The following is a 24,898-nucleotide window of genomic DNA, read 5'->3' as shown; positions in this document are numbered from 1 at the left end:
TTTTCTTATTTGAGGTTAATTTTTAACAATAAAACGGTTTACTCTATTCTTTAGCTCTTAAAAAGATGATTAATTCCAGCAACCTTTTCGACTGCCAAGACAAAGGCTATTCCCTTCCCAGGTTTGTTTAGATCGGTCTCATTTACTATTGCTTCCAATACCCTCTTAGTTTTTTGGCGTTCAATTAAAGTTAGAACAATTTCTTTTTCCGGCTCTATGGTAATACCAAATAACTTAGCGTGCTCATGAATTCCCGTTCCCCGGCCGGATATTATCGTTCCACCTTCCGCGCCGGCCCTTTTTGAAGATTCAACTACTTTTTCCGCATCACCTTTATTAACTATAGTTATGATTAAATCATATAAAATCTCTCCGTTATTTTCCATTTCAATCCTCCCAAAACTCTTTTTCTTAGTTTCAGTAGATATGCACATATGGCAAATACCCGCTACTTCCTGCACATCAATGATAAGAGCTATTCCTTGCCCCGGTTTATTCAGTTGGGCACTTGAAATAATAGTTTGAAAAATGGTATCTAATTCCTCTTCGCGTATTAAAGTAAAAATTATTTCTTTTTCTGCCTCGACAGGAATGCCAAAAAAAGTCGCCCTTTCACGAATTCCTATACCCTTTCCCATTATAGTAGTTGCACCTTCGGCCCCAGATTCCTTAGAAGCCTTAACTACTTTTCTTGCTACACCATAATTAACAATGGCTATTATAAGTTTACACTTACTTAAAATTTTACTCATCCTTGCTCTCCTTTCTAGTAAAGAGCAGTCCTAAAAGCAAAACTGTTAAAATTGGTGAAAGAGCTACCAAGGAAATCATCCCAAATCCTTCTATCAACGGATTTCGTCCTTCTATAACCGAAGCAACACCTAACGCTACAGCCGAGATAAAAGTTACGGTCATAGGTCCGGTGGCCACTCCTCCAGAATCAAAAGCAATTGCGATAAATTCGGGTGTAGAGTAATGCATAATTATAAAAGCGGTTAAATAGCCTGGAATGATAAAGTACCATAGAGGGATTCCATAGATAATTCGCCCCATCGCTAAAGAAATTGAGATAGCCACTCCCAAAGATAAAGTATAGAGCATTATTTGTTTTGGGATATATCCTCCCGAGGCCTTTTCTACTTCATAAGTTAGCACCCGTACGGCAGGCTCGGCAAATGTAGCTACAAAACCCAAAATAAAACCTATTGGTATCAATACCCAATTGTGTTCTAAACTACCTAAAGCTACTCCTATTGTTTTGCCAACGGGAAAAAAGCTAACATAAACTCCCTGTAAAAAAATGACTAAACCAATAAACGTTAAAACCAAACCCTTAAAAATATTTAAGACTTTATATTTTGGAAATTTTAACAGCCAAAATTGAAATATTAAAAACATAATCACAAGGGGTAAAAAAGCTATAAACACTTCTAATATAACATGGCTAAATCCAGAGAATATCTGAATTTCTTTCATCGATAAATCACCCCAAGCAACAATACTGCTAAAATAGGTCCAACAGAAGCTAAGGCTATAAGTCCAAAGCCATCGGATGATGCGCTTTTACCTCCTAAAACCGAAGCAACCCCTATCCCTAAAGCAATAATAAACGGTACTGTTACCGGGCCTGTGGTTACACCACCAGCATCTAAAGAAATTGCTAAAAATTCAGCCGGTGTAAAAGCCGCCAGTATAAAAACAAGACCATAAGCTACAATTAAAAGATGTTTCATGGGACTACCCAGTATAATCCGCAATATAGCTAAACCCACAAAAATCGCCACACCCAGAGCTACAGCACTGATTAAAAGGTTTTTGGAAATAACTCCTTTCGAAACGATATCTATTTGAGTAGCTAAAACTCGAACATCAGGTTCAGCCACTGTCACCACAAAACCTAGCAAAAATCCAAAAAGAATTACAACCCACGCTTTACCTGTTTTGGGTAGTGCTGCACCTATCGTTTCTCCCAATGGTAGTAAACCTATTTGTACACCAAGTGAAAAAAGAATTAAACCAATAGTAACCATCATAACACCAATCAAAAATTGTATTATAATATCAATTGATAATCGGAGTATCGCTTGAAGAATAATAATGACGACGGTTACAGGTAAAACGGCATAAATTACTTCAAAGAAAATGTTTTTAATCTTTTGCATGCCTTCTCCTTTCTATCACACCCGTCTGTAATTTTTACTTAACACTGTTTTCTAACTCAATTCTACGATTAAAAACCGTATTCCTGCCGAATTAACAATTCTATGCGTATTTAACTTAAGCAATCAACCTGCTGGACATAACATTTTTAAGGTTCCTCGTTCGATTTCGAATCATCCATTTGCTATTTTTCATTGTGTCCCCGTCTCCGGGCAGTAACAGTATCCGTTTCCTTTTTAGTTATATGCTACATTATCCCTTCAGTAGTCGTGTCTCTTCCCCATCTCTCCACAGCTTTGGAAACATTGCTTTTAACGGTATGTACTTTAGGATGCTTTTTATTTCCCCTTTCTCCTTTAGCCATTTTTGTTTCTTATTCGGCATATTTCAAAAAATTCCTCTAAAAAAACTTGCTTAAAGACGTTCAAACATGTCAAAGTTTATCATAAATCAATGATGTTCCTGATTCTAATTTTGGAATATTTTTGAAAATTTTTGTTTAACACCCCTAATATTCTGGTATAATAAAAAGGAAATCTGGTGGTTTACTCTTTCACTTTAATTACAGGTGATTTAGATGAAAAGGAATTTGAATGATATTAAAGGGCAAATTGAAGAATTAAAAAAATACTGTGAACAAAATAAAAACATTTTAGCACTATATATATTTGGATCTTATGGCACCGAGCTTGAACGTATTACCAGTGATATTGATTTTGCAATGCTATTCAGAAATAGCCCGTCACTTTTTGAAGAGCTCGAGATAGAATCTGACATCAGCCAGATTTTCGCCATAATCACTTTGCCTGTCTACATTTGTAACTACTTCCTTATTATCGCATGTTTTAAGGCAGCCTTTGCCCTTTCCAATCTCCCATAACAGTTGACTCCAATAACTGTCCGGTTTGGGCATCAAATACAGAAATTAAAGTAGCCTTTTCATAAAACCCAGCCTTTGTATCTAACCCTTTTGGAAAATAATTTTTTACTACCAATACCATTCTGTCAGGATCTATCTGAGTATTTACCAATTGTTCTTTTGGCTCATCATTTGCTAAGTGCTGCTTCCAAGTCACAAGTTCCACCGACTTTAATTCACCTTCTTTGCCAACAGACACCTTTGCAATAGCATGTTCCTTGGTTATAAAATGACCTTCAGAAAGATTATTATTAGCATGCAATGCAGGAAGCGGATTTTCATTATATTTATCCTGGGGAAATGGGTGAGAGACATTTGATGGTGCAGCCAATGCAACAACACTTATAGCTAAAGCTATAGCAATAAGTAACAAACTAATTTTCAATAATGACGCATTCATTTAATAATCACTCCTTTTTAAAAACTGATGTTTATTTTTTACGGATGGGTAAAAGTTACTTTCGCTCAAGAACTTAGAACTTATCCACATTTCATTTGTAATAAATGAATAATTATGTGATGTACTTTAGTTTGAAATAAATATGATTGCCCATATTGGGATGTAAAATATCCGCCTTTTCAAAATTAAAAACCCCTCAGCTCCCTGTAGGTGTAATTACTGCTAAACGGCTATGCTTTGGACGTGTATGAAAGTTTTCCAGAGTTAATATTATTTCAGGGTGTCCAAAACTAATTGACGCAGATTATGTAAACTTATCTCATGAGTTTCTATCGGTATTTGTGTGTAATCAAAAAATTCTAAAATTTCCTCTTCTTTGAAAGTTTTTATTCCAGTATCCAAGAGCAGGATTCGCTCATAAAAACCAAAATTTTGACGGGCGGTAATACTATCCCAGCCAAGTCCATTTATAAAAATACTTTTCCAATTTTCAAGCCATCCCGGGGTAAGAAAAAAAGTTTTAGCTTCTTGATTTAAAAAATTTATTTTATCTCCCAACAACATATCTATGCAATTTTGTGCCGGTATTACTGTTGCTTTATAATTCTGAGCTAACACTTTCATCTCCGGATGACATTGTAATCCGTAAACCAGAAATAATTTTTCACTCTTTTTTTGCTGATTTGCAAGAGTACTTTCTAATTCAGTTTTTAGCTTATCAAAATCCACATGTAATGCAGGCTCAAGATATATACGTTCAGGTACATTGTTCCTGTTCCCAATCTCTTTAAAGATTTGTTCAAGCTCCTTTTGTAAAATACCGCAACAAATAAAACATTTTGACATCTTTACCAATCCTCCCATACTTTTCTATATGGTAATATTATAAGCTTGCACTTTTGCGCAAACGTGTAAAAAATTTTACATTAGGATTTGCTTTTTTTAGTTACAATTTAAGTAAACTCAATCGAATCGAACTACCGTTAAGATCAGCTACTGTTACTGTAAGAACTCAATCATTGACGAGAGCAAAATGTTGTTTTATAAATTGAAGAAAGGTGAAAGAAATGAAACGTTGTTTACTCTGTCTAAAAGAATTACCAATTTTTCAAGGATTAGACTTACCGGAGTTCGTTAATGTTTGTTTAAGCACCTCAAAAAAGCGAGTAAGTAAGGAAAGTTTTTTATTTTGTCAAGGAGACCCTGTTAATACTGTATATTTAATTAAAGCAGGTAAGTTTAAACTTGTACAGGTTACAGATGAAGGGCGGAAAATAATCTTTGATGTTATTGGACCTGGAGAAGTACTTGGCGAGACTGCATTGTTTCATAATCCCCAAAGCCTCTATAATACCTATCGTTACTGTATCCCGCCAGGGAGAACCGCACCTGATTGTGGTAGGACAAGTAAAGGAAATCCGGGAAGATGATACTCTTGTTTTCGGCATCTATAAAATGAAAACAACGCAACAGAATATTCAGGATAATGGGAAAATGCAAGTAGTAATTGCTACTCGTGAGGGTGGACCCAAAGGTTACAGACTTATCGGAACTGCCACTATAGAGGAGCAACAGGTTTTATTTAAAGCTGAAAAAGCGGAGGAATTACTGTAAAATACGTGCTATAAAAGGAGGCACCGGCATTTATGCCGGTGCTGTTATTTAAAGGTTAAAAAGGGGAAGTGATACTTTTGTTGACTGAGGAGTTACTTAAATTTAGTCAGACATTGCAATTATCGGCAATTGGTATTGCACCGGCAATACGTTATGAAAACGCACCAGAAGGGCACCGTCCAAAGGATTTTTTACCCAATGCTCGAAGTGTAATAACCTTTGCTTACCACCTTAATAACGGGCCAATTAATAACCTTCCTCAAACCAGGAATCAGTATATGATAGAATTTGAAGTTTTTGTTGTAAATTCAGGGAAACGTTGTGGTTTATGTGTTTCCGCTTGTCCGTATCCTGTGCAAAATTGTAATGGGAAAAGGAACATTTGACATAAGCTACTTACCTGAACACCTAGCATGGTTTGCCGTAGATGGGAGGTAACTGTGTTGCGGCTATTACCTGAATCATTTCCTTTATGGTCACATTAAACCCAATAGCAAAAGCAAATATTTTCTATGGTTCATAAATCATCTTCCGGGTCATACCGCCATCGATCACCAGATTTGCACCGGTAATGAAACTATTCTCCTCGGCTGTAAGAAAAAGACAGGCCCGGGCTATATCTTCAGGTTTTCCTACCCGCCCGGCAGGGTGCTGAAGGTGGTCAATTTCCCGGAGTTTTTCATATTCCCCGGTCTCAATCCATCCTGGACTTATGGCGTTAACCCTTATGCGGTCAGGGCCAAGAGAAATCGCCAGCGCGTGAGTGAGAGCAAGGATACCGCCTTTTGAAGCTGCATAGCTTTCGGAATTGGGCTCGGACATGATGGCTCTGGTGGAGGCTATGTTTACTATGGCGCCTCCACCGCCTTTTTTCATAATCTTCGCCGCTTCCCGGGAACACAGAAAGGTACCACGCAAGTTAGTATTTATGACGCTGTCCCATTCTTCTACAGTTAGGTCATAGGGTGACTTCCAGCACCCGAATCCCGCATTGTTTATGAGAATATCCAATCTGCCGTAGCTTTTTTCAATCTTTTCCATCAGGTTAATAACGTCCTCGGGCTTACTGACATCGGCCAGGACCGCCATGGCCTCACCGCCTTCCTCGCTGATAAGCCTCTCTGTTTCCAGCGCTTCCTGAAAATTACGGTCGGCAATGACCACTTTCGCCCCATGTTCGGCATACATCTTGGCAATGCTTCGTCCTATACCCCGGCCGGAACCTGTAACCACCACTACTTTGTCCTTGAAACCCATCTTGCTCTCTCCTCCCAGGTCTTTAAAGTCTCAGTGAAGGCGTCGAAAAGATTAAAAGGTCGCTGGAATCTTACATTTTCTCTATGCCCTTCTTTACGGATAAAATGTGTGTATACAAAAATTATTTAGGTTATCCGTTTGTACCTTCAAAGGCAATTAGTGCTGCTCCAAGCGCACCAATAATCTGAGGTTCAGCGGGGATTACAAGTTTTTCCCCAAGTTTGCTTTCGATTGCCGAAACTACTCCCTGATTTTTAGCAACGCCACCAGTCATCATATATTTGCCCTTTCTTCCTATTCGGTCAACCAGGGAAACTGCTTTTGAAGCAACAGATTTGTTAAGAGCATGGATTATATCCCTTTGGTCTTTATTTTGAGCAATAAGAGATATTACTTCCGATTCCGCAAATACTGTACACATACTGGTAATTGTGATATTTTCTTTTACTTCCGCATGTACTTTGGCCATTTCATTTATTGAAATACCTAAAGTCCTTGACATCACTTCTAAAAACCGGCCTGTCCCGGCGGAGCATTTATCATTCATTACAAAATCAATAACATTGCCGCTCTCATCAAGCCTTATTACTTTGCTATCCTGTCCCCCTATATCGATAACGGTCCTCACCCTGTTGTCTATAAAAAATGCCCCTTTACCGTGACAGGTAATTTCGGTGACCATTTTATCTGCAAAGGGGATGCTTACTCTTCCATATCCTGTAGCTACTATTGATGTTATATCCTTTTCTTTAATTCCTGCATTGTTTAATGCTATTTCAAAAGCTTTAAAGGCACTCTCTAACGCCTTAGGCCCCGTTGGTATAATAGAATATGATATTATATTTTTATTTTCATCAATAATCACGACATTTGTAGAAGTAGAACCACTGTCAATTCCTGCAAAATATCCTTTTTTGGCTTTTTTTTGTTCCATTTTTTTGATGTCAGTTGCTTCAAAAAAAGCAGCTATCCTTGTTAAAATCTGTCCACTGTTAGAATCAGTATAGTCAGTTTCAATTTTTAAAAAAGGAATATTAAACTGACTTTTCATTTCAGCATACTCATAAGAATAATAATCACAGAACTTTATAGTGTTGTAAATTATACCCTTGAAGTCTTTATTGAAGAACTTACTCCGATCTTCCGCCATTCTCATGCAGGGCGTTAAATTAAGAAGCGACGCCGCATAGCCTTTTAATAAATTATCTTCTGATTCAATATTGAATATTCTGTCTTCACCTGTACATGTAAAATTTATAATATTTACTGAGCAGGAATTTTTAATTTTTTCTACAACATCATCTTTGAGTCTTGCACCTAAAATCGCAATACTTTCAGATGGTTCTTGCATCTTTCTGAAGGATGATTTATCTTCTAAAATTTTCAAGAAATTTTCTATAGCAAAGCCTTTATTTTTAAATGCTTTATACGCATCTATAAATTTAATAATTTCCTTATAAAAAACATCTACCGCAAAAGTATCTTTTTTTCTGGGGAGGTCCAGAATATAAATAAATTTTAATCTTTCTTTTAAAACATCATAAAGTCTTTTTATACTGTCACAACAGCTGGTTAAAATCACTTCTTCAATATTATTTTCAATAATATTTTCCAAGACTCCTTTCACGAAACTGCACGTATTTGTATGAAGCAGGGCTTCGGCACGTTCATAAGACTTACATCCTGATTCAATCCTTACCGGTTTTTCTCCAAAGGCTTCGATAATTTCCACCGGAGTATATTTACAAACGTAACCTACCAAGTTTTCACCCCCTACGGGCATTACTAAAGCATTTCAAGAAAAGCTTCCAGCCTTGTCCTGTTCTGCCCCACCTGGTTATTTCTTTTATCTACACAGTCGCCATCTAAATAAAGAAATGGGATACCCATTTTTGTTGCAAGATCTTTAATGATAAATGTTCCACCTATGGACTGCTTGCAGCCAAGGTGGCAAAACTGTATTATTCCGTCTGGTTTTATCTTTTCAATTAATTCTCTAATTCTGGTAACTTTTCTCTCCATTTCACCATTGAAAGTATTTAAAATAAGTTTTTCAGCAATTCCGCGAAAAGGGTCCTTTTCGTCAATTTCGTCAAGATAATCAAAATTTAAATCACTTCCAGCAATATGAAATTTATTACTAAAATTAAAATAATCTTGAAAATTTTTCTCAAATATAGGGAGAAGGTGGACAAAAAATATACTTTTTCCACTTCTTGGGGGAGCATTTTTTATATCGTCAAGCAGCATTTCATAAAACTTTAACATCTCTTTGCTCCCAATAAATATATGTGATGCAAAAAGCATATACATTTCAAAAGTCATGGGAACCAAAAGGGTTTTTTCTTTTAAATAATTTAAATACTTATTTATGAGGGTTCTTGTCTTATTTTCAATTTTTACAACTTCCCTTAATTTATCAAGATCAAGCTTTCTCTTAAAAACTTCTTCAAGATTTTCCACCATTTCTATAAGCTGGTTTTTTACATAGGCTACGGCTTCTTTAGAGTACTTATAAGGCACATCGATAATATATAAGGGAACGTTTTGTTTTTTAGAAAGATACCTGAAGGTAGGTACGTTTGCATCACAAATGCTGGAAGTAGTTAGCATAAATTCAGGCTTTTTAAGAATTTTAAGCTCATTGGCACCGATAAAAGTTTTATGATAACTGCATAAAGTATTTGCTATCCCCCTGGATTCGGCAGTATCAATAAGATAATCTTCAATAAAAAAACCTGACATAAAAGAAGAATATGCTTCAATAAATAAGGGCTTTATATCCAGAGCAATTAAAAACTCACAGGGTGAAAAAATGTTTACCCAGGCAGAATTTTGAGGATTTTCTAATGAATCTTTTATACTTTTTATACAGTATTTAGTTAGATAATGTAAAGAATTGGGTCCCCTTTTATCTTTAAAAATGCTTACATAGTAATAAGCAGTAGTAAGTCCAAAATTTATAAGTTTATTTATTTTTTCAGGTTTATCCATATTTCTTTTAATAATATTGCTGTAAAACCTAACTACATCCATTTTCATCACTGCCTCTTATCTCCAAGTTTTTTTCGCCAATTTATCCGTTCCCGGGCTTCCTTGACCGCCGTATTGGGGATGCCTACTACCTGCATCCCCGGCAGCCCGCGGTTTATATCCACCTTCCCTATTTCCCATTAATACCATTTAAGGTAACGGTATGGACTTGGAAAGCCTTTTTCTTCTCCTTTGGTCCTTTCTGTTTCCTTATTCGGCATCTTTCCCAAAATTCCTCTAAAAAGAAAAAACCTGCTTGAAAAAGCAGGAATGCTTGCGCTAAGAAATAGAACCGTTTGGGTAAAGCAAGGTCTTTTTTTTACCCTATCCTTCTACCAGTCCTCGCTGGATTAACTTTTCCTTCACTGTAGGGAAATAGTCGAGATTAGTATGAGGCAAAAACATGCTGCCGACGAATTTATTCATAAAGGCCTGGCTGGCATTAAGCTCGAAGTAGGTAATGTTACGCGCAATGGCCTCAGCCTCGACCCGTTTCTGCTTGGATAAAAGTACCAGTCGGGCCCCTTCTCCGGAAGAGTTACCCAGGCGTATCATCCTATCCCGGGGTAAGTCTGGATACAAACCAATGGTAATAGCCGATTCAAGGTTAAGATACTGGCCAAAGCCTCCGGCGACATAAAAACGTTCGATGTCGGAAATCCTGTTTGGTGTGAATTAGTATGATTTCAGAAAAAAAGCTCCCATCACGGGAGCATTCAAATATTTAAATTTACCGTCCGCCACCAGGTTACTATCTTACATAAAATACTTATTACCGGCAGTTTTAAAAGATTTTCCTGGTGTTTAATGATTTCCTTTTGCTTTTCGATTTCTTCTAAAAGCTCTTTTTCTCGCTTTTCCAGGGATTCCTTTTCATTTAAAAGGAATCCTAAATCAAGGGAGTACCGCTCTAATTCCTGCCTTAATTTCTTCTCTTTTTTCTGCCAGTTTTCCTCCGCTTTTTTTAACTGCTCTTGCACTTCAATTACTTCCTTTTCAAGCTTAGCCACTTTTTCCTCAAAGGTGTTTTTAAGTTCAAAAAGTTTTTTCCGGTTTTCCTTATCTTTTTCCCGGTAAGCGTTTAACTTTTGAAACATATTTACCACGGAATTTTCCAGTTTTTCTTTAATCACCAATAGTTCTTCTTTATCCCGGATTATCCGCTGATAGCGGGCATGCCAGAGCGGCACTGGTATAAGATACTGTCTGCCTTTCGCCTTAGCTTTTCATTTTCCCGGCTCATCCGGATTAATTCTTCCCGCCGTAAAGCCAAAAGAAAATCTTTTTCCGCAATTTTTTCCGAAAGCTCATTGATTTCTTCTTGATTTTTTCTCTGCAATAACTGGACCGCCGCAGCTTGCTCTAAAGCTTCCCGGGCTTGTGCTAAAACTTCGGCACTAACTTTACCTTTTTTATCTGCATAAAACTTTTTTAACTTTTTAAGGGCATCCATATATTTCAGCGAAGCCTGAGCATATACTTTTTTTAGTCTCAGGTCCAATTTATAATAACCATAACCGTTTTGCTCAAAAAAAGGGTATTTTTTTAAAATTTTTAAGACTTTTTCCGGCGAGGTATTTACTCTTTTGGCTAATTCCTCTAATGTTAACTCTTCAATCATAAGCTCTCGGGCAATTTTTTCCCGCAACAAAAAGTCACTTTCATTTATTACCCAGTAAGTCAAAGCCCATGAGCCATCATCTAACTGCACAAACCGACTGTCCCGGCTTAATTGCTGAACTTTCTTATTTTTTTTATCTTTTAACGTATATTTCTGGGGCTTTTTGCTTATTAATACCTGCTTAAAAAAAGAATCGTTCTCCCGAATCCCCTCTTTGCGCACCGCCCAGAAGCCTTCTTCATTCTGGTAAAAACAGGGATTTTGCTTTAGACAGTTACGGGTTTTCTCCAGAATTTCTTTATAGGAAAATTCCTTTAACATTTTTGCCCGGACATAGCCAACCAGCTCTTCTTCCGACATACAGGGAAAATAACACAGAACCGTTTTTAAAATATCGGTTAATGAGTTTAAGTTTTTGGCAAGGCGCAATACTACCACCTCAGATCTTATTTTGATGGTAGTATTATTCAATTTTCTGGCATTTTTTTCCTGCCGCGAAAATTGTTAGTCATAAAAAAACCTTTCGTCAAGATAAAACAAATTTAAAACAGGTCCCGGTAAAATTTTTCGATATCCTTTAAGCTTCGGCATAAAAATATTTTATCAATAAAAGGTTTGTATTCATGAATTACACAATCGGTTTTACTTGTTTCTTCCATGGTTAAAGGGGTTAACCAAAAGATTTTTTTTACCCTTTTTTTAATTTCCTTTAAATATTCCGCACCGGAATCCTGCCAGTTATTTTTTGCATCTCCCAAAATTATCAATACTTTTTGCCTGTTTAAAAGCTTGGGTTTATTTTGCAAAAACTCTAAAAAAGCTCTCCGGTAATCAGAAAAGCCTGTATAACTTAACTTTTCCTTCTCCAAAGTTTCAATAAATTCCCGGTAGGGCAAATTTAAAAGGTTGGTGACATCGGTTACTTTATCCACAAATAAGAATAAATTAATTTTTTGAAACCGTGCGGCAATATGATAGGTGAATTTTAAAAAGAAGCTGGAGTAATCTGCCATGGAACCACTTATATCCAGTAACAGAATAATTTCCGCCGGCTTTAATTTATACTGATGACAAACTATTTGCGTGGGAACTCCGCCGGTTTTTAGGGTTAACCGGAAAGTGTTTGGGCCATTAAAAACTCCGCGCCTTGCCAGCTTTTTTCGGTAACTTTTTTTCCAGGCTAAATTTTGAGCAATTTTTTTAAGATAACCATCCAATACCGCTTTTTCCAGCGGGTCTATTTCTAAAAGATCCTTTTCCGTCAGGTCAAGGGTTGTTTGGAGAGGCTTGGTTTTAAAATTTTGGTTTTTATTTTTATAAAGATATACTAAATATTTTTCTAACTCTTCTTCAGTTAGTTTACGCACATCAATTCCAAATTCTTTTTCAATCTTATAAAGATTTTCATACCAATTTATCTTCCGTTTAACGTTAGCTAAAAACTCTTTAATCTCCGCCGACCAATTTTCCTGGCTGCCTAAAAGCTTTTTTATGGCTTCTTCGTTGTTAATGCGGAGTAAAAAATATAAACTTTCCTCATTACCAATTTGCCCCGACGGTAAGCCTAAATCCCCCGCATCCTCACCCTTATCTTTTAAAGTTGGTAAATTTAAGTTATAATCTTCAATTAGAAGGTAGGAAAAAATATCGTCTAAAATTTTTTGCTGTTCGGGAGTTTTGGCCAGAGTAATTTTAACAATATTCTTGAAGTTTTGGATAGTTAAAGGTCGTTCTAAAGCGCTGAGGGCGTTAAAAAAGTCTATGGTTTCGGCAAGAGAGCAGGTAATACCCTGACGCCGCAGATAATTAATAAAATCAAGTAAAGGTTCCATCATGTCAATCACCTTTTCAGGAGGGAACATAATGCCTTTTAAAAATCCCGAAGATATAGCTTCCCGTTTGAGCAAAGTGGGTTATTTTAGCGATAAGCAAATTGCAACCGCAATTTATTTAGCCTACAATTTAGAAAAACCGCTTTTAATTGAAGGCCCGGCAGGCGTAGGCAAAACCGAAGTTGCCCTTGCAGTTAGTCAAGCCTTAAAAGTTCCGCTCTTAAGGCTTCAGTGTTATCCTGGATTGGATGAGGCCAAAGCCCTCTATGAATGGAATTACCAAAAGCAGCTTTTGTTTTTACAAACGGTAAAAAACAACTGGCAAGAAGTAAAAAAGGATTTATACAGTGAAGAGTTTCTCCTACCCCGCCCCCTTTTAAAAGCTCTAACTTCCGCAACTAAAACCGTTTTGCTTATCGATGAAATTGATAAAAGCGATGAAGAGTTTGAAAGTTTCCTTTTAGAAACTTTAGCAGAATATGCCATAACCATTCCCGAATTAGGTAGGATAAAAGCCAAAAATCCACCGTTTATCATAATTACCAGCAATAACTCCCGGGAACTTTCCGATGCCCTGAGGCGTCGTTGCCTTTATCTTTACCTTGACTATCCCGCCCGGGAGCGGGAAGTTGAAATCATTTTAAACAAAGTTCCGGGAATTGATGCCAAACTTGCAGGCCAAATCGTAGATTTTGCCAACCGTTTAAGAGCCAGGGATTTAAAAAAGAAACCAAGCATTGCCGAAACGGTGGAAATGGCCAAAACTATAAAATTATTAAATTTAACCTCATTAAATCCCGAAGTACTGGATACCACCCTGGGCGTGTTACTTAAGCACTGGGAAGATTTAAAATACGTAAAAGAAAAAGAGCTGCCCAATTACAAGCTGTAATTGGGCGCTTCTTTTGTAATGGTTACATCATGCGGATGACTTTCTCTAAGCCCTGCCTGGGTAATTTTGATAAATTTTGTTTTGGTTTTTAATTCATAAATATTGCGAACACCACAGTATCCCATTCCGGCCCGAAGTCCACCAATTAATTGAAAAATAGTTTCCGAAACAGGCCCTTTAAAGGGAACTCTTCCCTCTACTCCTTCCGGCACCAACTTTTGCTCGTTTTCCTGGAAATATCTATCCTTGCTTCCCTCTTTCATCGCGCCTAAAGAACCCATTCCGCGGTAAACTTTATAGCTCCGCCCTTGCCAGATTTCAATTTCCCCGGGGCTTTCTTCGGTTCCAGCCAACAAACTTCCCAGCATAACTGTATCAGCACCCGCGGCTAATGCCTTGGTGATATCCCCGGAATATTTAATACCTCCATCGGCAATAATGGGTACATCATACTTCATGGCAACTTCAGCGCAATCAAGAATGGCGGTAATTTGTGGAACCCCAATCCCCGCCACTACCCGGGTGGTACAAATTGACCCTGGACCAATGCCCACCTTTACCGCATCGGCACCGGCTTTGATTAAATCTTCGGTAGCTTCAGCAGTGGCCACATTTCCGGCAACTAATTCCACTTCTGGATATTTGCTTTTGATTTTATATACTGCCTCTAATACACCCCGGGAGTGACCGTGCGCAGTATCCACCACAATCGCATCGACTTTAGCCTCAACTAAAGCCTTAACCCTGTCCATCATGTCTCGACTAACCCCGACCGCCGCTGCAACCCGCAACCTTCCTTTTTCGTCTTTTGCGGCATTAGGATATTTCCGGGTTTTTTCAATATCTTTAATCGTAATTAAGCCTTTTAAATGGAAATTTTCATCTACTAAAGGTAACTTTTCTATTTTATGCTTTTGCAGTATTTTTTCCGCCTCTTTTAAACTCGTTCCTACCGGTGCGGTAATTAAATTATCTTTGGTCATGACATCAGCAATTTTTTTGCTGTAATCCGATTCAAAGCGTAAGTCTCTATTGGTTATGATTCCTACCAGCTTTCCCTCAACGGTAATGGGTACTCCTGAAATATGGTACCGTTCCATTATTTCCAAAGCATCTCTAATTAAATGCTCCGGCGACAGCGATATTGGGTCAGCAATAATTCCATGTTCGGACCGTTTAACTTTATCCACCTCCATCGCTTGCTCTTCAATAGACATATTTTTATGTATGACCCCAATTCCTCCCTCCCGGGCCATAGCTATAGCCATCCGCGCTTCGGTTACCGTATCCATACCTGCACTAACTATGGGAATATTTAATTTGATCTTTTTCGTAAAACGCGTAGTAGTATCCACATCTCTGGGTAATACTTCCGATTTTGCAGGAATCAAAAGTACATCATCAAAAGTTAATCCTTCTTTAACTATTTTTGACTCCATTCTAATTCCTCCTCTTTCATTATTTTATCAATTTTGCAAAATTTATACTTATACCCCAATAATTGTTCGAATAATTATTTTAATTTGACAAAAAATATAATTGGAGGTGGTGACAGTGGTGAAATCACCATTGGAAAAACTTAAATATGAGGTTGCCGGGGAACTGGGCATCGGCACCGACGACACCACCTACAGACAAAACTTAGAAAAAATGAAAATCGAAGCCGCCAGGGAAATCGGTATTTATGACCAAGTTAAAGACGGCTACTGGGGTGAAGTTCCATCCCGGGAATGCGGCCGGGTTGGTGGAAGGCTTGGTGGAAAAATTGGTGGTAACATGGTAAAAAAATTAATTGCCTTGGCAGAACAGCAATTACAACAGAAGTGGTAGCTAATTACCACTTCTTTTTTGTATTTCTTTGGCTAAGAGTTCTAACAAGTCATCAACCATATGGGGAAGAGGCAGGTCACCAATTCCCGCAAATAAATAATTTTCCCGGGCCAGTGGTAACAAAATTTTTTTAATATTGGCCAAGGAAAAAGCTTTTGCCATTTCCGGTGTAATCTCCCCAAGCATCCCGTAGGGAAAAGCAATTCCAATCGGGCCCAAGATGATGTCAACCCGGGACAAATTATAAATAAGAGCAGATTCGCCCGTTGCCCCCTCATTTGCTCCTGCCTTTAACATGCTGTAAGTTGCATGACTGTTGGTTCCAATAGCGATTATTTCAATCTCCTGGCCAAAAGCTTTACGTATTCTTTCAATAATGTACTTCCCAATGCCTCCGCCCTGACCATCAATAACCGCAATTCTCATACTACCCTCCTGTACTGCAAATATTCACCGATTCTTTTTCCTGCTTCCGCAAGTTTATCCTCGTCCGCCACCAGGGCAATTCGAACGTACCCCTCACCGAGGTCTCCAAATCCGATACCCGGAGTTACTGCTACACCAGCATTGGTGAGAAGATCTAAAGAAAACTTTCTTGAATCTTTTATTCCATCAGGAAGCTGGGCCCAGACAAACATTGTAGCTAAAGGAGGTTTTACTTGCCAGCCATACTCGGATAAAGTTTTAATAAGAACATTTCTCCTTTTTTCATAAGTCTTAACTAAATCCGGGATAATAACCTCTCTAAGCTTAAACGCTTCTAAAGCCGCTTTTTGCAAAGGCTTAAAAACGCCGTAATCAATATTTGATTTTAATATTGTTAAAGCGGAAATAACCTTTTGATTACCGGCAGCAAAACCTACCCTGATTCCCGCTAAATTAAATGATTTTGAAACGGAATAAAATTCAACTGCAACGTCAATTGCTTCAGGAATTTCTAAAAGACTAATACTTCTGGTCTCATCAAAAGTTAATTCTCCATAAGCCAAATCATTAACTAAGATAAAACCATATTTTTTGGCATAAAATACAAGTTTTTCAAAAAATTCGTAATTGGCCATGGCAGTCAAAGGGTTATTAGGGTAGTTAAGAAAAATAATTTTTGCCGTCCGTAAAATATCATAAGGAATCTTTTCAATGTCCAAACGATAATTATTTTCCTCTAATAAAGGGTAATAATAAATCTTTGCTCCCGCAAGTTTTGCTGCCGCTTCATATATAGGATAACCGGGATTTGGTACTAACACCAGATCTCCCGGATTCAAGAAAGAAAGGGGTAAATGAGCCAAGCCCTCTTGCGAGCCGAGTAATACAAGGGTTTCATCAATTTTTAAATTAACTCCATACTTTTTTTGATACCAGGCAATTAAACCTTCTCTTAATTCCTCTAAGCCTGGATTTAAGGTATATCCATAGTTTTGGAAATCCTGTACCTCTTTGGCCAACACTTCAATTATTTTAGGGTGTGGCGGTAAATCGGGACTTCCGATGCTTAAATTTATCACGTCGCGCTCTTTAGATACTTTTTTAATCAGCATCGATAATTCGTCAAAAATACCGGTTGAAAATTTCATCCCCTACCCACCTTTTAATTTTTAAAATTAATATAACACTTCTTTTAAAACTCTATCAATATTTTGGTAAAATATTTTTTCAACCTCACCGGGTAAAAATCCGGCCCTCAGTAACGCTTCCTTTAAATTTTCGTACTTGCTACAATCTTCTACTCCTTCAGCTCTTTTCTCCATTCCATCAAAATCAGAACCAATTGCTAATACATTAACCCCTGCAATTTCAGCAACGTGGATAAAATGGGCCACTAACTTTTCTAAGGTGGGAAATTCGGCAGATATAAAGTCCGGGACAAAGCTAATTCCAATTACCCCGCCTTTTGCCGCTAAAGCTTTTATTTGCCGGTCGCTAAGATTACGGGGATGGTCACAAAGGCTTCGGCAGTTGGCATGGGAGACAATAAAAGGTTTTTCCGATAAATCTATTAAATCCCAAAATCCGGGTTCAGCAAGATGGGCAGCATCTATCAGAATTTTTTTCTCGTTTAATTCCCGCACCACCTTCCGGCCAAAAGTAGTAAGGCCTTGGGGGTTATTTTCTAAAACACCGTCGGCAATTAAATTTTTATAATTCCAGGTAAGGGTAAGAGAAGCTACCCCCAGTTGCTTTAAATGTACAATTCGCAAAAGATTATCTATTACTTCCCCACCTTCCACACTTAAGTAAAAGGAAGTTTTCTCGTGGTTAAACAAGCTATTTAAATAATTCTGATAAAAATTATAGATCTGGATAAATCTTTCCCAGGCTCCATCGGGTTTAAATTTTTCTTCAATGTAGATAGCTAAAAATGGTACAACGTCTGCTTCTTTTAAACTTCTCCAGCTGGTTTGAGCTTCTGGATCAATTTCCTTAAAAAAATTTAAACCCTTATTATAGTAAAATACTAAAGAATCCAGATGACAGTCGATAATCATCAATCATTTCACTCTCCTTAGAAAGAATAAATGCCTGTCTATCGTAAAGATAAACAGGCATTTCACTTAAAACTTTTTAACGGGGCTGAACAATTAATTTTATGGCAGTCCGTTCTTCACCGTCGATAACGATGTCGGTGAAGGCAGGGATGCATACCAGATCCAAGCCGCTGGGCGCTACATAACCACGGGCAATCGCCACAGCTTTCACCGCTTGATTAATCGCCCCTGCACCAATAGCTTGTAACTCCGCGCTGCCTCTTTCCCGGATAACCCCAGCTAAAGCACCGGCTACCGAATTTGGATTAGACTTTGCTGAAACTTTCAACACTTCCATTAGCAAACCTCCTTAGTTTGTATATTTTACTATATCTGGTATATCAATATATTCGCTATTTTAGGGAAATTTCCTTTTTTATTTTTAAATTTTTTTTAAATTTTTACTGGGAATTTCCCCTTTACTCTCCCTCAATATACTGAATACGGGTTATATTCTCTGCTTTACCATCCTCCGTCAGGGATACCAAAATTCCGGAAACAATATAGGGACCGCTGGCACTTTCAAATCTTTGAGGCATTTGCGTTAAAAACTTTTGGAGTACCAAATTAGTTTTAACTCCAATCACCGAATTTAACGGCCCACTCATCCCCACGTCGGTAATATAGGCGGTTCCCCCGGGTAAAATCCGTTCATCGGCCGTCGGAACATGGGTATGGGTGCCAAAAACTAAAGAAACCCTGCCATCCAGATACCAGCCAAGGGCTATTTTCTCCGAAGTAGCTTCGGCATGAAAGTCTACAATTATGTAATCAACATCTTGCAGTTCTAAAAGTATTTCGTCCATTTTGCGAAAGGGACAGTCCAACTCGGCCATAAATACCCGTCCCATTAAGTTAACTACCGCAACATTTTTCCCATTAACCCTAAAAATCCCATACCCCTGTCCCGGGGTCCCGGGAGGGTAATTCGCCGGACGAATAATGCGCGCTTCATCATTGATTATGGTAAATATTTCTTTTTTATCCCAGGTGTGGTTTCCCATCGTTAAAACGTTAATTCCTGCGGCAAATAGTTCTTGAGCAATTTCCGGGGTTAAACCATTTCCTCCCGCCGCGTTTTCCCCATTGGCAATGATAAAATCTACCATATGCTTTTCCAGTATCCGGGGAATAACCTCTTTAACCCCTCGGCGTCCCACCCGTCCTACTATATCCCCGAGTATTAAAATATTCAAAGCCATATCCTCCGTTTCTAATTAGCTATCACAACTCTTCCTTCCTCACGGAACGCAAATACCGTGTTATAAAAACTTCGTTTGGTATTTTCTAAAAGTAAACTTATATGCTGCTCGTCAACTTCGATAAAATCAAGAACATCGTTAAATTCATCGGTAAGGTAATTAAAACCTAACCCTTTTCCCACCTGAACTGCAAAATTTAATTCCCCTAAATGAAAGGTATTTAAATCCCTGAATACTTCTATCATAACATAGTTTTCCAGGGAACTGCATTTTATCTCTAACGTATATTTCCCCATCTTTTTTAAGTCTAAATAACTTTTCCATAAATACTCGGTCTTCTTAAGCCTTTGGGTAACATCTTTCTGGCTTTCAATAAAGTATTTTAATTTAACTTGCTTGGCATTGGAATCAATTTGTATCGCTGCCAGCTCGGGATGTAAAAGGAAGATTGATGTGAGAAGATTTACAATGGTTTCATTTTTAACGGATTTCGCAGGATTTTTCATTGCTATCTCACCCACCATAAATTAATTCTACCACAAAACCATTTTTTCCTTCTATAATTAAAAACGACCCCTGCGGGTCGTTTTTTTGCCTATTTTGCGTAATCGACTGCCCTGGTTTCCCGTATAACGGTAACTTTTATTTGCCCGGGATATTCCACCTCTTCTTCAATTTTCTTAGCAATCTCCCGAGCTAAACGAACGGAAGCCAGGTCATCTATCTTTTCAGGTTTTACCAGGATTCTTAGTTCCCGGCCAGCCTGGATAGCATAAGATTTCTCCACACCTTCAAACTCATTAGCAATTCCTTCTAATTTTTCGAGCCGTTTAAGATAGGCTTCCAAAGTTTCACGCCTTGCTCCGGGTCTTGCGGCAGAAATGGCATCGGCAGCTTGCACAAGTACTGCTTCCACTGTTTTTGGCTCTTCATCACCATGATGGGTGGCAATTGCATGTAAAACTTCCGGATGCTCGCGGTATTTTTTAGCAAGCTCAACCCCAATTTCCACATGGGATCCTTCCACTTCATGGTCAACGGCTTTCCCGATATCGTGCAAAAGCCCAGCCCGTTTTGCTAAAGCAACATCAGCTCCCAACTCAGCAGCCATTAAGCCGGCTAAGTGGGCAACCTCAATAGAATGCTTTAAAATATTTTGTCCGTAACTTGTTCTAAATTTTAACCTACCAAGTAGTTTAATAATCTCGGGATGTAAACCGTGAACGTTAACCTCAAAAGCTGCTTGTTCACCAGCTTCCCTTATATCTTGCTCTACTTCTTTGGTAGCCCTTTCCACCATTTCCTCAATACGCGCCGGGTGAATTCTCCCATCCTGGATTAACTTTTCCAGGGCTCGTCGGGCGATTTCCCGGCGGATTGGATCAAACCCGGAAAGAATAACAGCCTCGGGGGTATCATCAATAATTAAATCAACACCCGTTAAAGATTCAAAAGTCCTTATGTTCCGACCTTCACGCCCTATTATTCTTCCTTTCATCTCATCATTGGGGAGGGCAACAACCGTAACTGTGGTTTCGGCCGCATGATCAGCAGCACATCTTTGAATTGCTAATGTAATAATTTCCCTGGCTCTTTTTTCGGCCTCTTCTTTGGCCTTTGTTTCAATTTCCTTGATTAATAAGGCCATTTCTTGTTGAACTTCTTCTTCCACTTGTTTTAGAAGGAGCTCCCTTGCCTCCTCGGTAGAAAGTCCCGAAATCCGTTCTAACTCAGCCAATTCTTTTTGCAGCGTCTCCTCTAAGCTTTGCCGCAAATTCTCTATTTCCTGCTCCTTTTTGGCTAACTGCTCTTCTTTTCTCTCAAAACTTTCTATTTTCCGATCCAAGGTTTCTTCCTTGGAAAGAAGCCTGCGCTCTAAACGTTGCAATTCCTGGCGTCTTTCCCGGTGTTCTCTTTCTACTTCATTTTTCATTTTTAAAATTTCTTCTTTTGCTTCTAAAACCGCTTCTCTTTTCTTGGCTTCAGCGGCTTTTGTTGCTTCGTCAATTATTTTTTTAGCCTGAGCTTCTGCGGAACCGATGGCTGCCTCAGCAATGTTTTTTCTGATAACATAACCTGCAGCAACCCCAACCCCAACTCCAGCAACAGCAATAATTATGTCGGTTATTAAATTCAATTTTTCACCTCCTTACTATCGGGTAGCTAATAAAAAAAACCGAGTTTCTACTCGGCTGAAATAGAATAAGAAACCTACCAACAGGCCAAAACCAATCGGCAGGTCCCATTCTACTTTCACCTATCCATATTTTACCCGTTCTCCTTATCATCTGTCAAGAAAACTGCTTTTCGCGCCACCGCCGGCGAAAAACCACGTCCCACCAAAAATCGGTAATATTTGCCATAATCCTCTGGGTCAAGCTGTTTATACTTCTTTAATAAAATCTCCTTTGCTTTAATAACTTCCTCCTCTTCGTCCACCGGCAAATTATTTAAAAGTTCCAAATCTATTCCTTTTTGCAAAAGCTTAGATTTTATTCGGTATATTCCGTATCTTAAAGCCTTTCCACTTAAAAGATAATTTTCCACGTACCGTTTGTCATCTAAATAACCGATAGCAGTAAGCCTGGAAATCGCCTCTTCAATTTCTTCATCGGAAAAACCATTTTTTGAAAGATACTGGCGCACTTCTGCAGTTGTCCGCAGGGCACGGGAAAGGTAGTTTAAGGCTTTTTGGTAAGCCCGACTACTCAAAATTATTCCTCAAACTCCTCGGAATTTTTAAAACTCGACGATTCTGGAGAGTTCAATACTTGCTCCCGGATCTTTTGCTCAATTTCTCTGTAAATTTCCGGGTTCTGCCGTAAAAACTCTTTGGCATTTTCCCGGCCCTGACCCAATCGCTCATCATTGTAAGAATACCAAGACCCGACCTTTTGAACAATTTTTAACTCAACAGCAACATCCAACAAACTTCCTTCCTTGGAAATCCCTTCCCCGTACATAATATCAAAATCCGCCTGTTTAAAAGGAGGGGCAACTTTGTTTTTAACGATTTTTACCCGCGTGCGGCTGCCAATAATATCATTTCCTTGTTTTATGACATCTATCTTCCGAACATCCATGCGAATTGACGCATAAAATTTCAGGGCCCGTCCTCCGGGAGTAGTTTCCGGGTTTCCAAACATAACCCCTACTTTTTCCCGCATTTGGTTGATAAAGATCGCCACAGTTTTTGATTTACTTATGGCCCCGGTGAGCTTTCTTAAAGCCTGAGACATAAGGCGGGCCTGTAAACCGACATGAGCATCACCCATTTCTCCTTCAATCTCCGCCCGCGGAACTAAAGCAGCCACCGAATCAATCACAATCACGTCAATCGCACCGCTTCTCACCAAGCTTTCGGCTATCTCTAAAGCCTGTTCGCCGGTATCGGGCTGGGAAACTAAGAGATTTTCAATATCAACTCCTAATTTTTGGGCATAAACCGGATCTAACGCATGTTCGGCATCAATAAATGCTGCGATACCACCCATTTTTTGCGCTTCCGCTATAATATGCAAAGCCACGGTAGTTTTTCCGGAAGATTCGGGGCCAAAAATTTCAACCACCCGGCCTCTGGGAACTCCACCTACCCCTAAGGCTAAATCCAGAGCCAGAGAACCAGTAGGAATTACTTCCACCTGAAATTTTCCGGTGTTTTCACCCAGGCGCATAATTGAGCCTTTCCCAAACTGCTTTTCAATTTGGGAAATGGTAAGCTCTAAGGCTTTTAGTTTATCATTCATAAAAGCTCCCTCCATAAAACATTTGTTCGTGTTTATTATAACTTTTCGCCGGTTTAATTGTCAAAACAATTTTGAATTAAAAGTTTTAATGCCTCCTTTACCGTTTGCGTTCTAATTTCCTGCCTATCACCGTTAAATTGATATTTAAAAGCTTTAACATCCTGAACATTCGCAATACCGATATATACCAAGCCAACGGGTTTATCCGGTGTACCCCCAGAAGGTCCGGCAATTCCCGTGATACCCACTCCTACCGTTGTTTTAAGCTTATTTTTTATTCCCAACGCTAAGCCTTGAGCAACTTCGGGGCTTACCGCACCTTTTTTAAGTAAAAGGTCTTTATCCACGTCGGTTAAGATTTCTTTGGCTTCATTGGCATAAACTACTGCCCCTCCAAAATAATATTGAGAACTTCCGGGAACAGCAGTAATTACCGCTCCTAAAAGTCCGCCGGTGCACGATTCAGCCGTTGCCAAAGTTAAATTCTTAGCAATAAACAACCGCTGCACTTCTTGGGCCAAAGAAAATAAAGTATTATCAATCATTTATAAACTCTCCTTTTAAATCGTATATATCATAATCGGTTATTAAAACATTAATAATTTGACCCTTTTTCAATCTTTTTTCCGCTTTAATTTCAATTATTCCGTCAATTTCGGGGGCATCCATATAGGTTCGCCCAAGGTAAAGGTTTTCTCCTCTTATCTTTTTTTCAACAATGACGGGAATCTTTTTGCCTACCAAAGCTTTGTTTAAGTTAAGGGAAATCTCTTGCTGCACCTCCATTAATTTCTCATAACGTTGCTCCTTAACTTTTTTCGGTATTTGGCCCTTCATTTTTGCTGCGGGAGTACCTTTTTCGCGATAATAGGGAAAAGCCCCGAGGCGATTAAATTTAAACTTTTTAACAAAATCTAAAAGATAGTTAAACTGTTCTTCCGTCTCTCCCGGAAATCCAACTATAAAGGTAGTCCTTATAGTTATATCCGGTATTTCTTTTCGGAGCCTTTCTAAGGTTGATATAATTTCTTCACTACTTCCCTTCCTTCCCATTTTCTTTAAAATTTCGGGATGAATATGCTGTAACGGTACATCGACGTACTTAATTACCTTGGGATTTTCTTTAATCTCGTTAATTAATTCGGGAGTAATTTTATCGGGATAAAGATACATCAACCTTACCCAAAAATTTCCTTTAATGCTGCCAATTTTTCTTAAAAGTTCAACCAATTTAAACTCCCCATAAAGATCAATACCGTACGCGGTGGTATCCTGAGCTACCAAAATGATTTCTTTAATTCCCTGTTTTAGGGTATCTTTAATTTCTTCTAAAATATCATCAAGCGGCCTGCTGGTGTATTTACCCCGAATTGCCGGTATAGTACAATAGGTACAACGGTTATCACAGCCATCGGCAATCTTGATATAACGATAGACCTCATTGCTTTTAGCTCGCGGTTTTTTTTCCAAGTTTAAAAATCCCGGCTCGCTTAAAACTAACTTATTATTTTCTCCTAAATCAGCTAAAAGTTTATCAAGGTTATTTATTTCCCGGGGAGTAAAAAATAGGTCAACCTCCGGTAAATGTTTTGCTAACTCTTTACCCTCCCTTTGGACCAAACAACCGGCAACCAGGATTTTTTGTCCGGGTTTTTTCAGGTGAACAAGATTTAAAATTTCCTCAATACTTTCTTCAATGGCCGCAGCAATAAAACCACAGGTATTTACAATTAATAAATCGCTTTCTTCCGGATTTAAAGAGCGCACATACCCTTTACTTTCCAGGATTCCCATTATTACTTCACTATCCGCTTGATTTTTGGTACAGCCCAAGGAAAGGATAAAATATTTCAACTACTTTCACCTC

At 38.4% G+C, this 24,898-nt stretch carries 29 protein-coding genes and 1 pseudogene; 5 read left to right on the top strand and 25 right to left on the bottom strand.

Annotated features, from left to right (window positions below; all coding sequences use genetic code 11):
• Positions 1-50: 50 nt before the first annotated feature.
• The 3 genes from CHY_RS05555 to CHY_RS05545 are packed head-to-tail and all read right to left on the bottom strand — an operon-like array spanning position 51 to position 2,162.
• Entirely contained in the window at positions 51-752 is a 702-nt protein-coding gene (locus CHY_RS05555) for a P-II family nitrogen regulator (RefSeq protein WP_011344115.1), read from the bottom strand.
• Complete coding sequence (locus CHY_RS05550; RefSeq protein ID WP_011344114.1) at positions 745-1,476, bottom strand: DUF1538 domain-containing protein; 732 nt, start codon at positions 1,474-1,476, stop codon at positions 745-747. Before CHY_RS05550 ends, CHY_RS05555 begins: the two co-directional genes overlap by 8 nt.
• Positions 1,473-2,162, bottom strand: a complete 690-nt coding sequence (locus tag CHY_RS05545) for a DUF1538 domain-containing protein (protein WP_011344113.1) — start codon at positions 2,160-2,162, stop codon at positions 1,473-1,475. Before CHY_RS05545 ends, CHY_RS05550 begins: the two co-directional genes overlap by 4 nt.
• 575 nt (positions 2,163-2,737) lie before the next feature.
• On the opposite strand from CHY_RS05545, the gene CHY_RS05540 reads away from it, so the two are divergent.
• Positions 2,738-3,040 (top strand): nucleotidyltransferase domain-containing protein, encoded by a 303-nt coding sequence (locus CHY_RS05540; RefSeq protein ID WP_011344111.1) that lies wholly within the window; start codon positions 2,738-2,740, stop codon positions 3,038-3,040.
• On the opposite strand, the gene CHY_RS05535 is transcribed toward CHY_RS05540, so the two are convergent.
• Positions 3,006-3,479 (bottom strand): hypothetical protein, encoded by a 474-nt coding sequence (locus CHY_RS05535; protein WP_011344110.1) that lies wholly within the window; start codon positions 3,477-3,479, stop codon positions 3,006-3,008. The two genes, CHY_RS05540 and CHY_RS05535, sit on opposite strands and share 35 nt — an antisense overlap.
• A 270-nt stretch (positions 3,480-3,749) precedes the next feature.
• On the bottom strand, positions 3,750-4,325 hold the full coding sequence (locus CHY_RS05530) for a DUF1638 domain-containing protein (protein ID WP_011344109.1): 576 nt from the start codon (positions 4,323-4,325) through the stop codon (positions 3,750-3,752).
• A gap of 221 nt (positions 4,326-4,546) precedes the next feature.
• Here CHY_RS05530 and CHY_RS13560 point away from each other — a divergent pair, with 221 nt between their 5' ends.
• Together CHY_RS13560 and CHY_RS05525 are read left to right on the top strand one after the other, a co-directional pair.
• Positions 4,547-4,909, top strand: a complete 363-nt coding sequence (locus CHY_RS13560) for a cyclic nucleotide-binding domain-containing protein (RefSeq protein WP_083757280.1) — start codon at positions 4,547-4,549, stop codon at positions 4,907-4,909.
• Positions 4,797-5,093, top strand: coding sequence for a pyridoxamine 5'-phosphate oxidase family protein (locus CHY_RS05525; protein WP_420827301.1), 297 nt, complete (start codon positions 4,797-4,799; stop codon positions 5,091-5,093). The genes CHY_RS13560 and CHY_RS05525 overlap by 113 nt, the downstream gene beginning before the upstream one ends.
• Positions 5,094-5,603: 510 nt before the next feature.
• On the opposite strand, the gene CHY_RS05515 is transcribed toward CHY_RS05525, so the two are convergent.
• The 8 genes and pseudogenes from CHY_RS05515 to CHY_RS05485 form a co-directional block, all read right to left on the bottom strand.
• Complete coding sequence (locus tag CHY_RS05515) at positions 5,604-6,350, bottom strand: SDR family NAD(P)-dependent oxidoreductase (RefSeq protein ID WP_011344107.1); 747 nt, start codon at positions 6,348-6,350, stop codon at positions 5,604-5,606.
• Between the two features lie 130 nt (positions 6,351-6,480).
• Positions 6,481-8,112, bottom strand: coding sequence for an acyl-CoA dehydratase activase (locus CHY_RS05510; protein ID WP_041537670.1), 1,632 nt, complete (start codon positions 8,110-8,112; stop codon positions 6,481-6,483).
• A gap of 23 nt (positions 8,113-8,135) precedes the next feature.
• A complete protein-coding gene (locus CHY_RS05505; protein ID WP_041537922.1) occupies positions 8,136-9,386 on the bottom strand; it encodes a 2-hydroxyacyl-CoA dehydratase in 1,251 nt (416 codons plus the stop codon).
• A gap of 5 nt (positions 9,387-9,391) precedes the next feature.
• On the bottom strand, positions 9,392-9,508 hold the full coding sequence (locus CHY_RS13555; RefSeq protein ID WP_011344104.1) for a hypothetical protein: 117 nt from the start codon (positions 9,506-9,508) through the stop codon (positions 9,392-9,394).
• 199 nt (positions 9,509-9,707) lie between these two features.
• Positions 9,708-10,037: pseudogene (locus tag CHY_RS05500) on the bottom strand (ASKHA domain-containing protein); the annotation flags it as partial.
• A gap of 62 nt (positions 10,038-10,099) precedes the next feature.
• Positions 10,100-10,573: a hypothetical protein gene (locus tag CHY_RS05495; RefSeq protein WP_011344101.1), complete on the bottom strand. Its 474-nt coding sequence runs from the start codon at positions 10,571-10,573 to the stop codon at positions 10,100-10,102.
• The gene (locus CHY_RS05490) at positions 10,540-11,433 is read right to left on the bottom strand and encodes a hypothetical protein (RefSeq protein ID WP_011344100.1); all 894 of its coding nucleotides are present in this window, start codon (positions 11,431-11,433) and stop codon (positions 10,540-10,542) included. Before CHY_RS05490 ends, CHY_RS05495 begins: the two co-directional genes overlap by 34 nt.
• A 113-nt stretch (positions 11,434-11,546) precedes the next feature.
• Positions 11,547-12,839 carry a VWA domain-containing protein gene (locus CHY_RS05485; protein ID WP_162485063.1) on the bottom strand — a complete coding sequence of 431 codons (1,293 nt, stop codon included), beginning with the start codon at positions 12,837-12,839 and terminating at the stop codon, positions 11,547-11,549.
• Positions 12,840-12,867: 28 nt separating this feature from the next.
• On the opposite strand from CHY_RS05485, the gene CHY_RS05480 reads away from it, so the two are divergent.
• The gene (locus tag CHY_RS05480) at positions 12,868-13,728 is read left to right on the top strand and encodes an AAA family ATPase (RefSeq protein ID WP_011344098.1); all 861 of its coding nucleotides are present in this window, start codon (positions 12,868-12,870) and stop codon (positions 13,726-13,728) included.
• Here the strand turns inward: CHY_RS05480 and guaB are convergent.
• Positions 13,716-15,167: an IMP dehydrogenase gene (gene guaB, locus CHY_RS05475; RefSeq protein ID WP_011344097.1), complete on the bottom strand. Its 1,452-nt coding sequence runs from the start codon at positions 15,165-15,167 to the stop codon at positions 13,716-13,718. The two genes, CHY_RS05480 and guaB, sit on opposite strands and share 13 nt — an antisense overlap.
• 115 nt (positions 15,168-15,282) lie before the next feature.
• Between guaB and CHY_RS05470 the strand changes: the two genes are divergently transcribed.
• Positions 15,283-15,558 (top strand): alpha/beta-type small acid-soluble spore protein, encoded by a 276-nt coding sequence (locus CHY_RS05470; RefSeq protein ID WP_084138863.1) that lies wholly within the window; start codon positions 15,283-15,285, stop codon positions 15,556-15,558.
• Here CHY_RS05470 and CHY_RS05465 read toward each other — a convergent pair whose 3' ends face one another.
• The 11 genes from CHY_RS05465 to rimO all read right to left on the bottom strand — a co-directional run bounded on the left by CHY_RS05465 (position 15,559) and on the right by rimO (position 24,885).
• Positions 15,559-15,984 carry a DUF3842 family protein gene (locus tag CHY_RS05465; protein ID WP_011344095.1) on the bottom strand — a complete coding sequence of 142 codons (426 nt, stop codon included), beginning with the start codon at positions 15,982-15,984 and terminating at the stop codon, positions 15,559-15,561. It lies immediately after the preceding gene.
• Positions 15,981-17,132, bottom strand: a complete 1,152-nt coding sequence (locus CHY_RS05460; protein ID WP_011344094.1) for an aminotransferase class I/II-fold pyridoxal phosphate-dependent enzyme — start codon at positions 17,130-17,132, stop codon at positions 15,981-15,983. The genes CHY_RS05465 and CHY_RS05460 overlap by 4 nt, the downstream gene beginning before the upstream one ends.
• Before the next feature lie 27 nt (positions 17,133-17,159).
• Positions 17,160-18,044: a dipeptidase gene (locus CHY_RS05455; RefSeq protein ID WP_011344093.1), complete on the bottom strand. Its 885-nt coding sequence runs from the start codon at positions 18,042-18,044 to the stop codon at positions 17,160-17,162.
• Between the two features lie 76 nt (positions 18,045-18,120).
• Positions 18,121-18,381 carry a stage V sporulation protein S gene (locus tag CHY_RS05450; RefSeq protein ID WP_028052328.1) on the bottom strand — a complete coding sequence of 87 codons (261 nt, stop codon included), beginning with the start codon at positions 18,379-18,381 and terminating at the stop codon, positions 18,121-18,123.
• A gap of 121 nt (positions 18,382-18,502) precedes the next feature.
• Positions 18,503-19,279: a TIGR00282 family metallophosphoesterase gene (locus tag CHY_RS05445; protein ID WP_034541877.1), complete on the bottom strand. Its 777-nt coding sequence runs from the start codon at positions 19,277-19,279 to the stop codon at positions 18,503-18,505.
• Positions 19,280-19,296: 17 nt separating this feature from the next.
• Positions 19,297-19,791, bottom strand: coding sequence for a hypothetical protein (locus CHY_RS05440; protein WP_011344090.1), 495 nt, complete (start codon positions 19,789-19,791; stop codon positions 19,297-19,299).
• Positions 19,792-19,880: 89 nt separating this feature from the next.
• A complete protein-coding gene (gene rny, locus CHY_RS05435; RefSeq protein ID WP_011344089.1) occupies positions 19,881-21,422 on the bottom strand; it encodes a ribonuclease Y in 1,542 nt (513 codons plus the stop codon).
• A 131-nt stretch (positions 21,423-21,553) separates the two neighbouring features.
• Positions 21,554-21,997 (bottom strand): regulatory protein RecX, encoded by a 444-nt coding sequence (locus CHY_RS05430; protein WP_011344088.1) that lies wholly within the window; start codon positions 21,995-21,997, stop codon positions 21,554-21,556.
• A 2-nt stretch (positions 21,998-21,999) separates the two neighbouring features.
• On the bottom strand, positions 22,000-23,031 hold the full coding sequence (gene recA, locus CHY_RS05425) for a recombinase RecA (protein WP_011344087.1): 1,032 nt from the start codon (positions 23,029-23,031) through the stop codon (positions 22,000-22,002).
• Positions 23,032-23,084: 53 nt separating this feature from the next.
• Positions 23,085-23,576 carry a CinA family protein gene (locus CHY_RS05420; protein ID WP_011344086.1) on the bottom strand — a complete coding sequence of 164 codons (492 nt, stop codon included), beginning with the start codon at positions 23,574-23,576 and terminating at the stop codon, positions 23,085-23,087.
• Positions 23,569-24,885: a 30S ribosomal protein S12 methylthiotransferase RimO gene (gene rimO / locus CHY_RS05415; RefSeq protein ID WP_011344085.1), complete on the bottom strand. Its 1,317-nt coding sequence runs from the start codon at positions 24,883-24,885 to the stop codon at positions 23,569-23,571. Before rimO ends, CHY_RS05420 begins: the two co-directional genes overlap by 8 nt.
• Positions 24,886-24,898 lie beyond the last annotated feature (13 nt).

Source organism: Carboxydothermus hydrogenoformans Z-2901 (genome assembly GCF_000012865.1).
Classification (GTDB): domain Bacteria; phylum Bacillota; class Z-2901; order Carboxydothermales; family Carboxydothermaceae; genus Carboxydothermus; species Carboxydothermus hydrogenoformans.
Note: the sequence above shows the minus strand (reverse complement) of the source record. Positions and strands in the feature narration are given on the sequence as shown.

What these genes read in the sequence shown, in the direction of transcription:
- CHY_RS05440 (WP_011344090.1), bottom strand. Translation starts at nt 19,791, where the DNA reads ATGAAAAATCCTGCGAAATCCGTTAAAAATGAAACCATTGTAAATCTT.
- CHY_RS05535 (WP_011344110.1), bottom strand. Translation starts at nt 3,479, where the DNA reads ATGAATGCGTCATTATTGAAAATTAGTTTGTTACTTATTGCTATAGCT.
- CHY_RS05515 (WP_011344107.1), bottom strand. Translation starts at nt 6,350, where the DNA reads ATGGGTTTCAAGGACAAAGTAGTGGTGGTTACAGGTTCCGGCCGGGGT.
- CHY_RS05540 (WP_011344111.1), top strand. Translation starts at nt 2,738, where the DNA reads ATGAAAAGGAATTTGAATGATATTAAAGGGCAAATTGAAGAATTAAAA.
- CHY_RS05455 (WP_011344093.1), bottom strand. Translation starts at nt 18,044, where the DNA reads ATGATTATCGACTGTCATCTGGATTCTTTAGTATTTTACTATAATAAG.
- guaB (WP_011344097.1), bottom strand. Translation starts at nt 15,167, where the DNA reads ATGGAGTCAAAAATAGTTAAAGAAGGATTAACTTTTGATGATGTACTT.
- CHY_RS05505 (WP_041537922.1), bottom strand. Translation starts at nt 9,386, where the DNA reads ATGGATGTAGTTAGGTTTTACAGCAATATTATTAAAAGAAATATGGAT.
- CHY_RS05550 (WP_011344114.1), bottom strand. Translation starts at nt 1,476, where the DNA reads ATGAAAGAAATTCAGATATTCTCTGGATTTAGCCATGTTATATTAGAA.
- CHY_RS05530 (WP_011344109.1), bottom strand. Translation starts at nt 4,325, where the DNA reads ATGTCAAAATGTTTTATTTGTTGCGGTATTTTACAAAAGGAGCTTGAA.
- CHY_RS05485 (WP_162485063.1), bottom strand. Translation starts at nt 12,839, where the DNA reads ATGATGGAACCTTTACTTGATTTTATTAATTATCTGCGGCGTCAGGGT.
- CHY_RS05450 (WP_028052328.1), bottom strand. Translation starts at nt 18,381, where the DNA reads ATGGAAGTGTTGAAAGTTTCAGCAAAGTCTAATCCAAATTCGGTAGCC.
- CHY_RS05480 (WP_011344098.1), top strand. Translation starts at nt 12,868, where the DNA reads ATGCCTTTTAAAAATCCCGAAGATATAGCTTCCCGTTTGAGCAAAGTG.
- CHY_RS13560 (WP_083757280.1), top strand. Translation starts at nt 4,547, where the DNA reads ATGAAACGTTGTTTACTCTGTCTAAAAGAATTACCAATTTTTCAAGGA.
- CHY_RS05545 (WP_011344113.1), bottom strand. Translation starts at nt 2,162, where the DNA reads ATGCAAAAGATTAAAAACATTTTCTTTGAAGTAATTTATGCCGTTTTA.
- CHY_RS05555 (WP_011344115.1), bottom strand. Translation starts at nt 752, where the DNA reads ATGAGTAAAATTTTAAGTAAGTGTAAACTTATAATAGCCATTGTTAAT.
- CHY_RS05465 (WP_011344095.1), bottom strand. Translation starts at nt 15,984, where the DNA reads ATGAGAATTGCGGTTATTGATGGTCAGGGCGGAGGCATTGGGAAGTAC.
- CHY_RS05460 (WP_011344094.1), bottom strand. Translation starts at nt 17,132, where the DNA reads ATGAAATTTTCAACCGGTATTTTTGACGAATTATCGATGCTGATTAAA.
- recA (WP_011344087.1), bottom strand. Translation starts at nt 23,031, where the DNA reads ATGAATGATAAACTAAAAGCCTTAGAGCTTACCATTTCCCAAATTGAA.
- CHY_RS05420 (WP_011344086.1), bottom strand. Translation starts at nt 23,576, where the DNA reads ATGATTGATAATACTTTATTTTCTTTGGCCCAAGAAGTGCAGCGGTTG.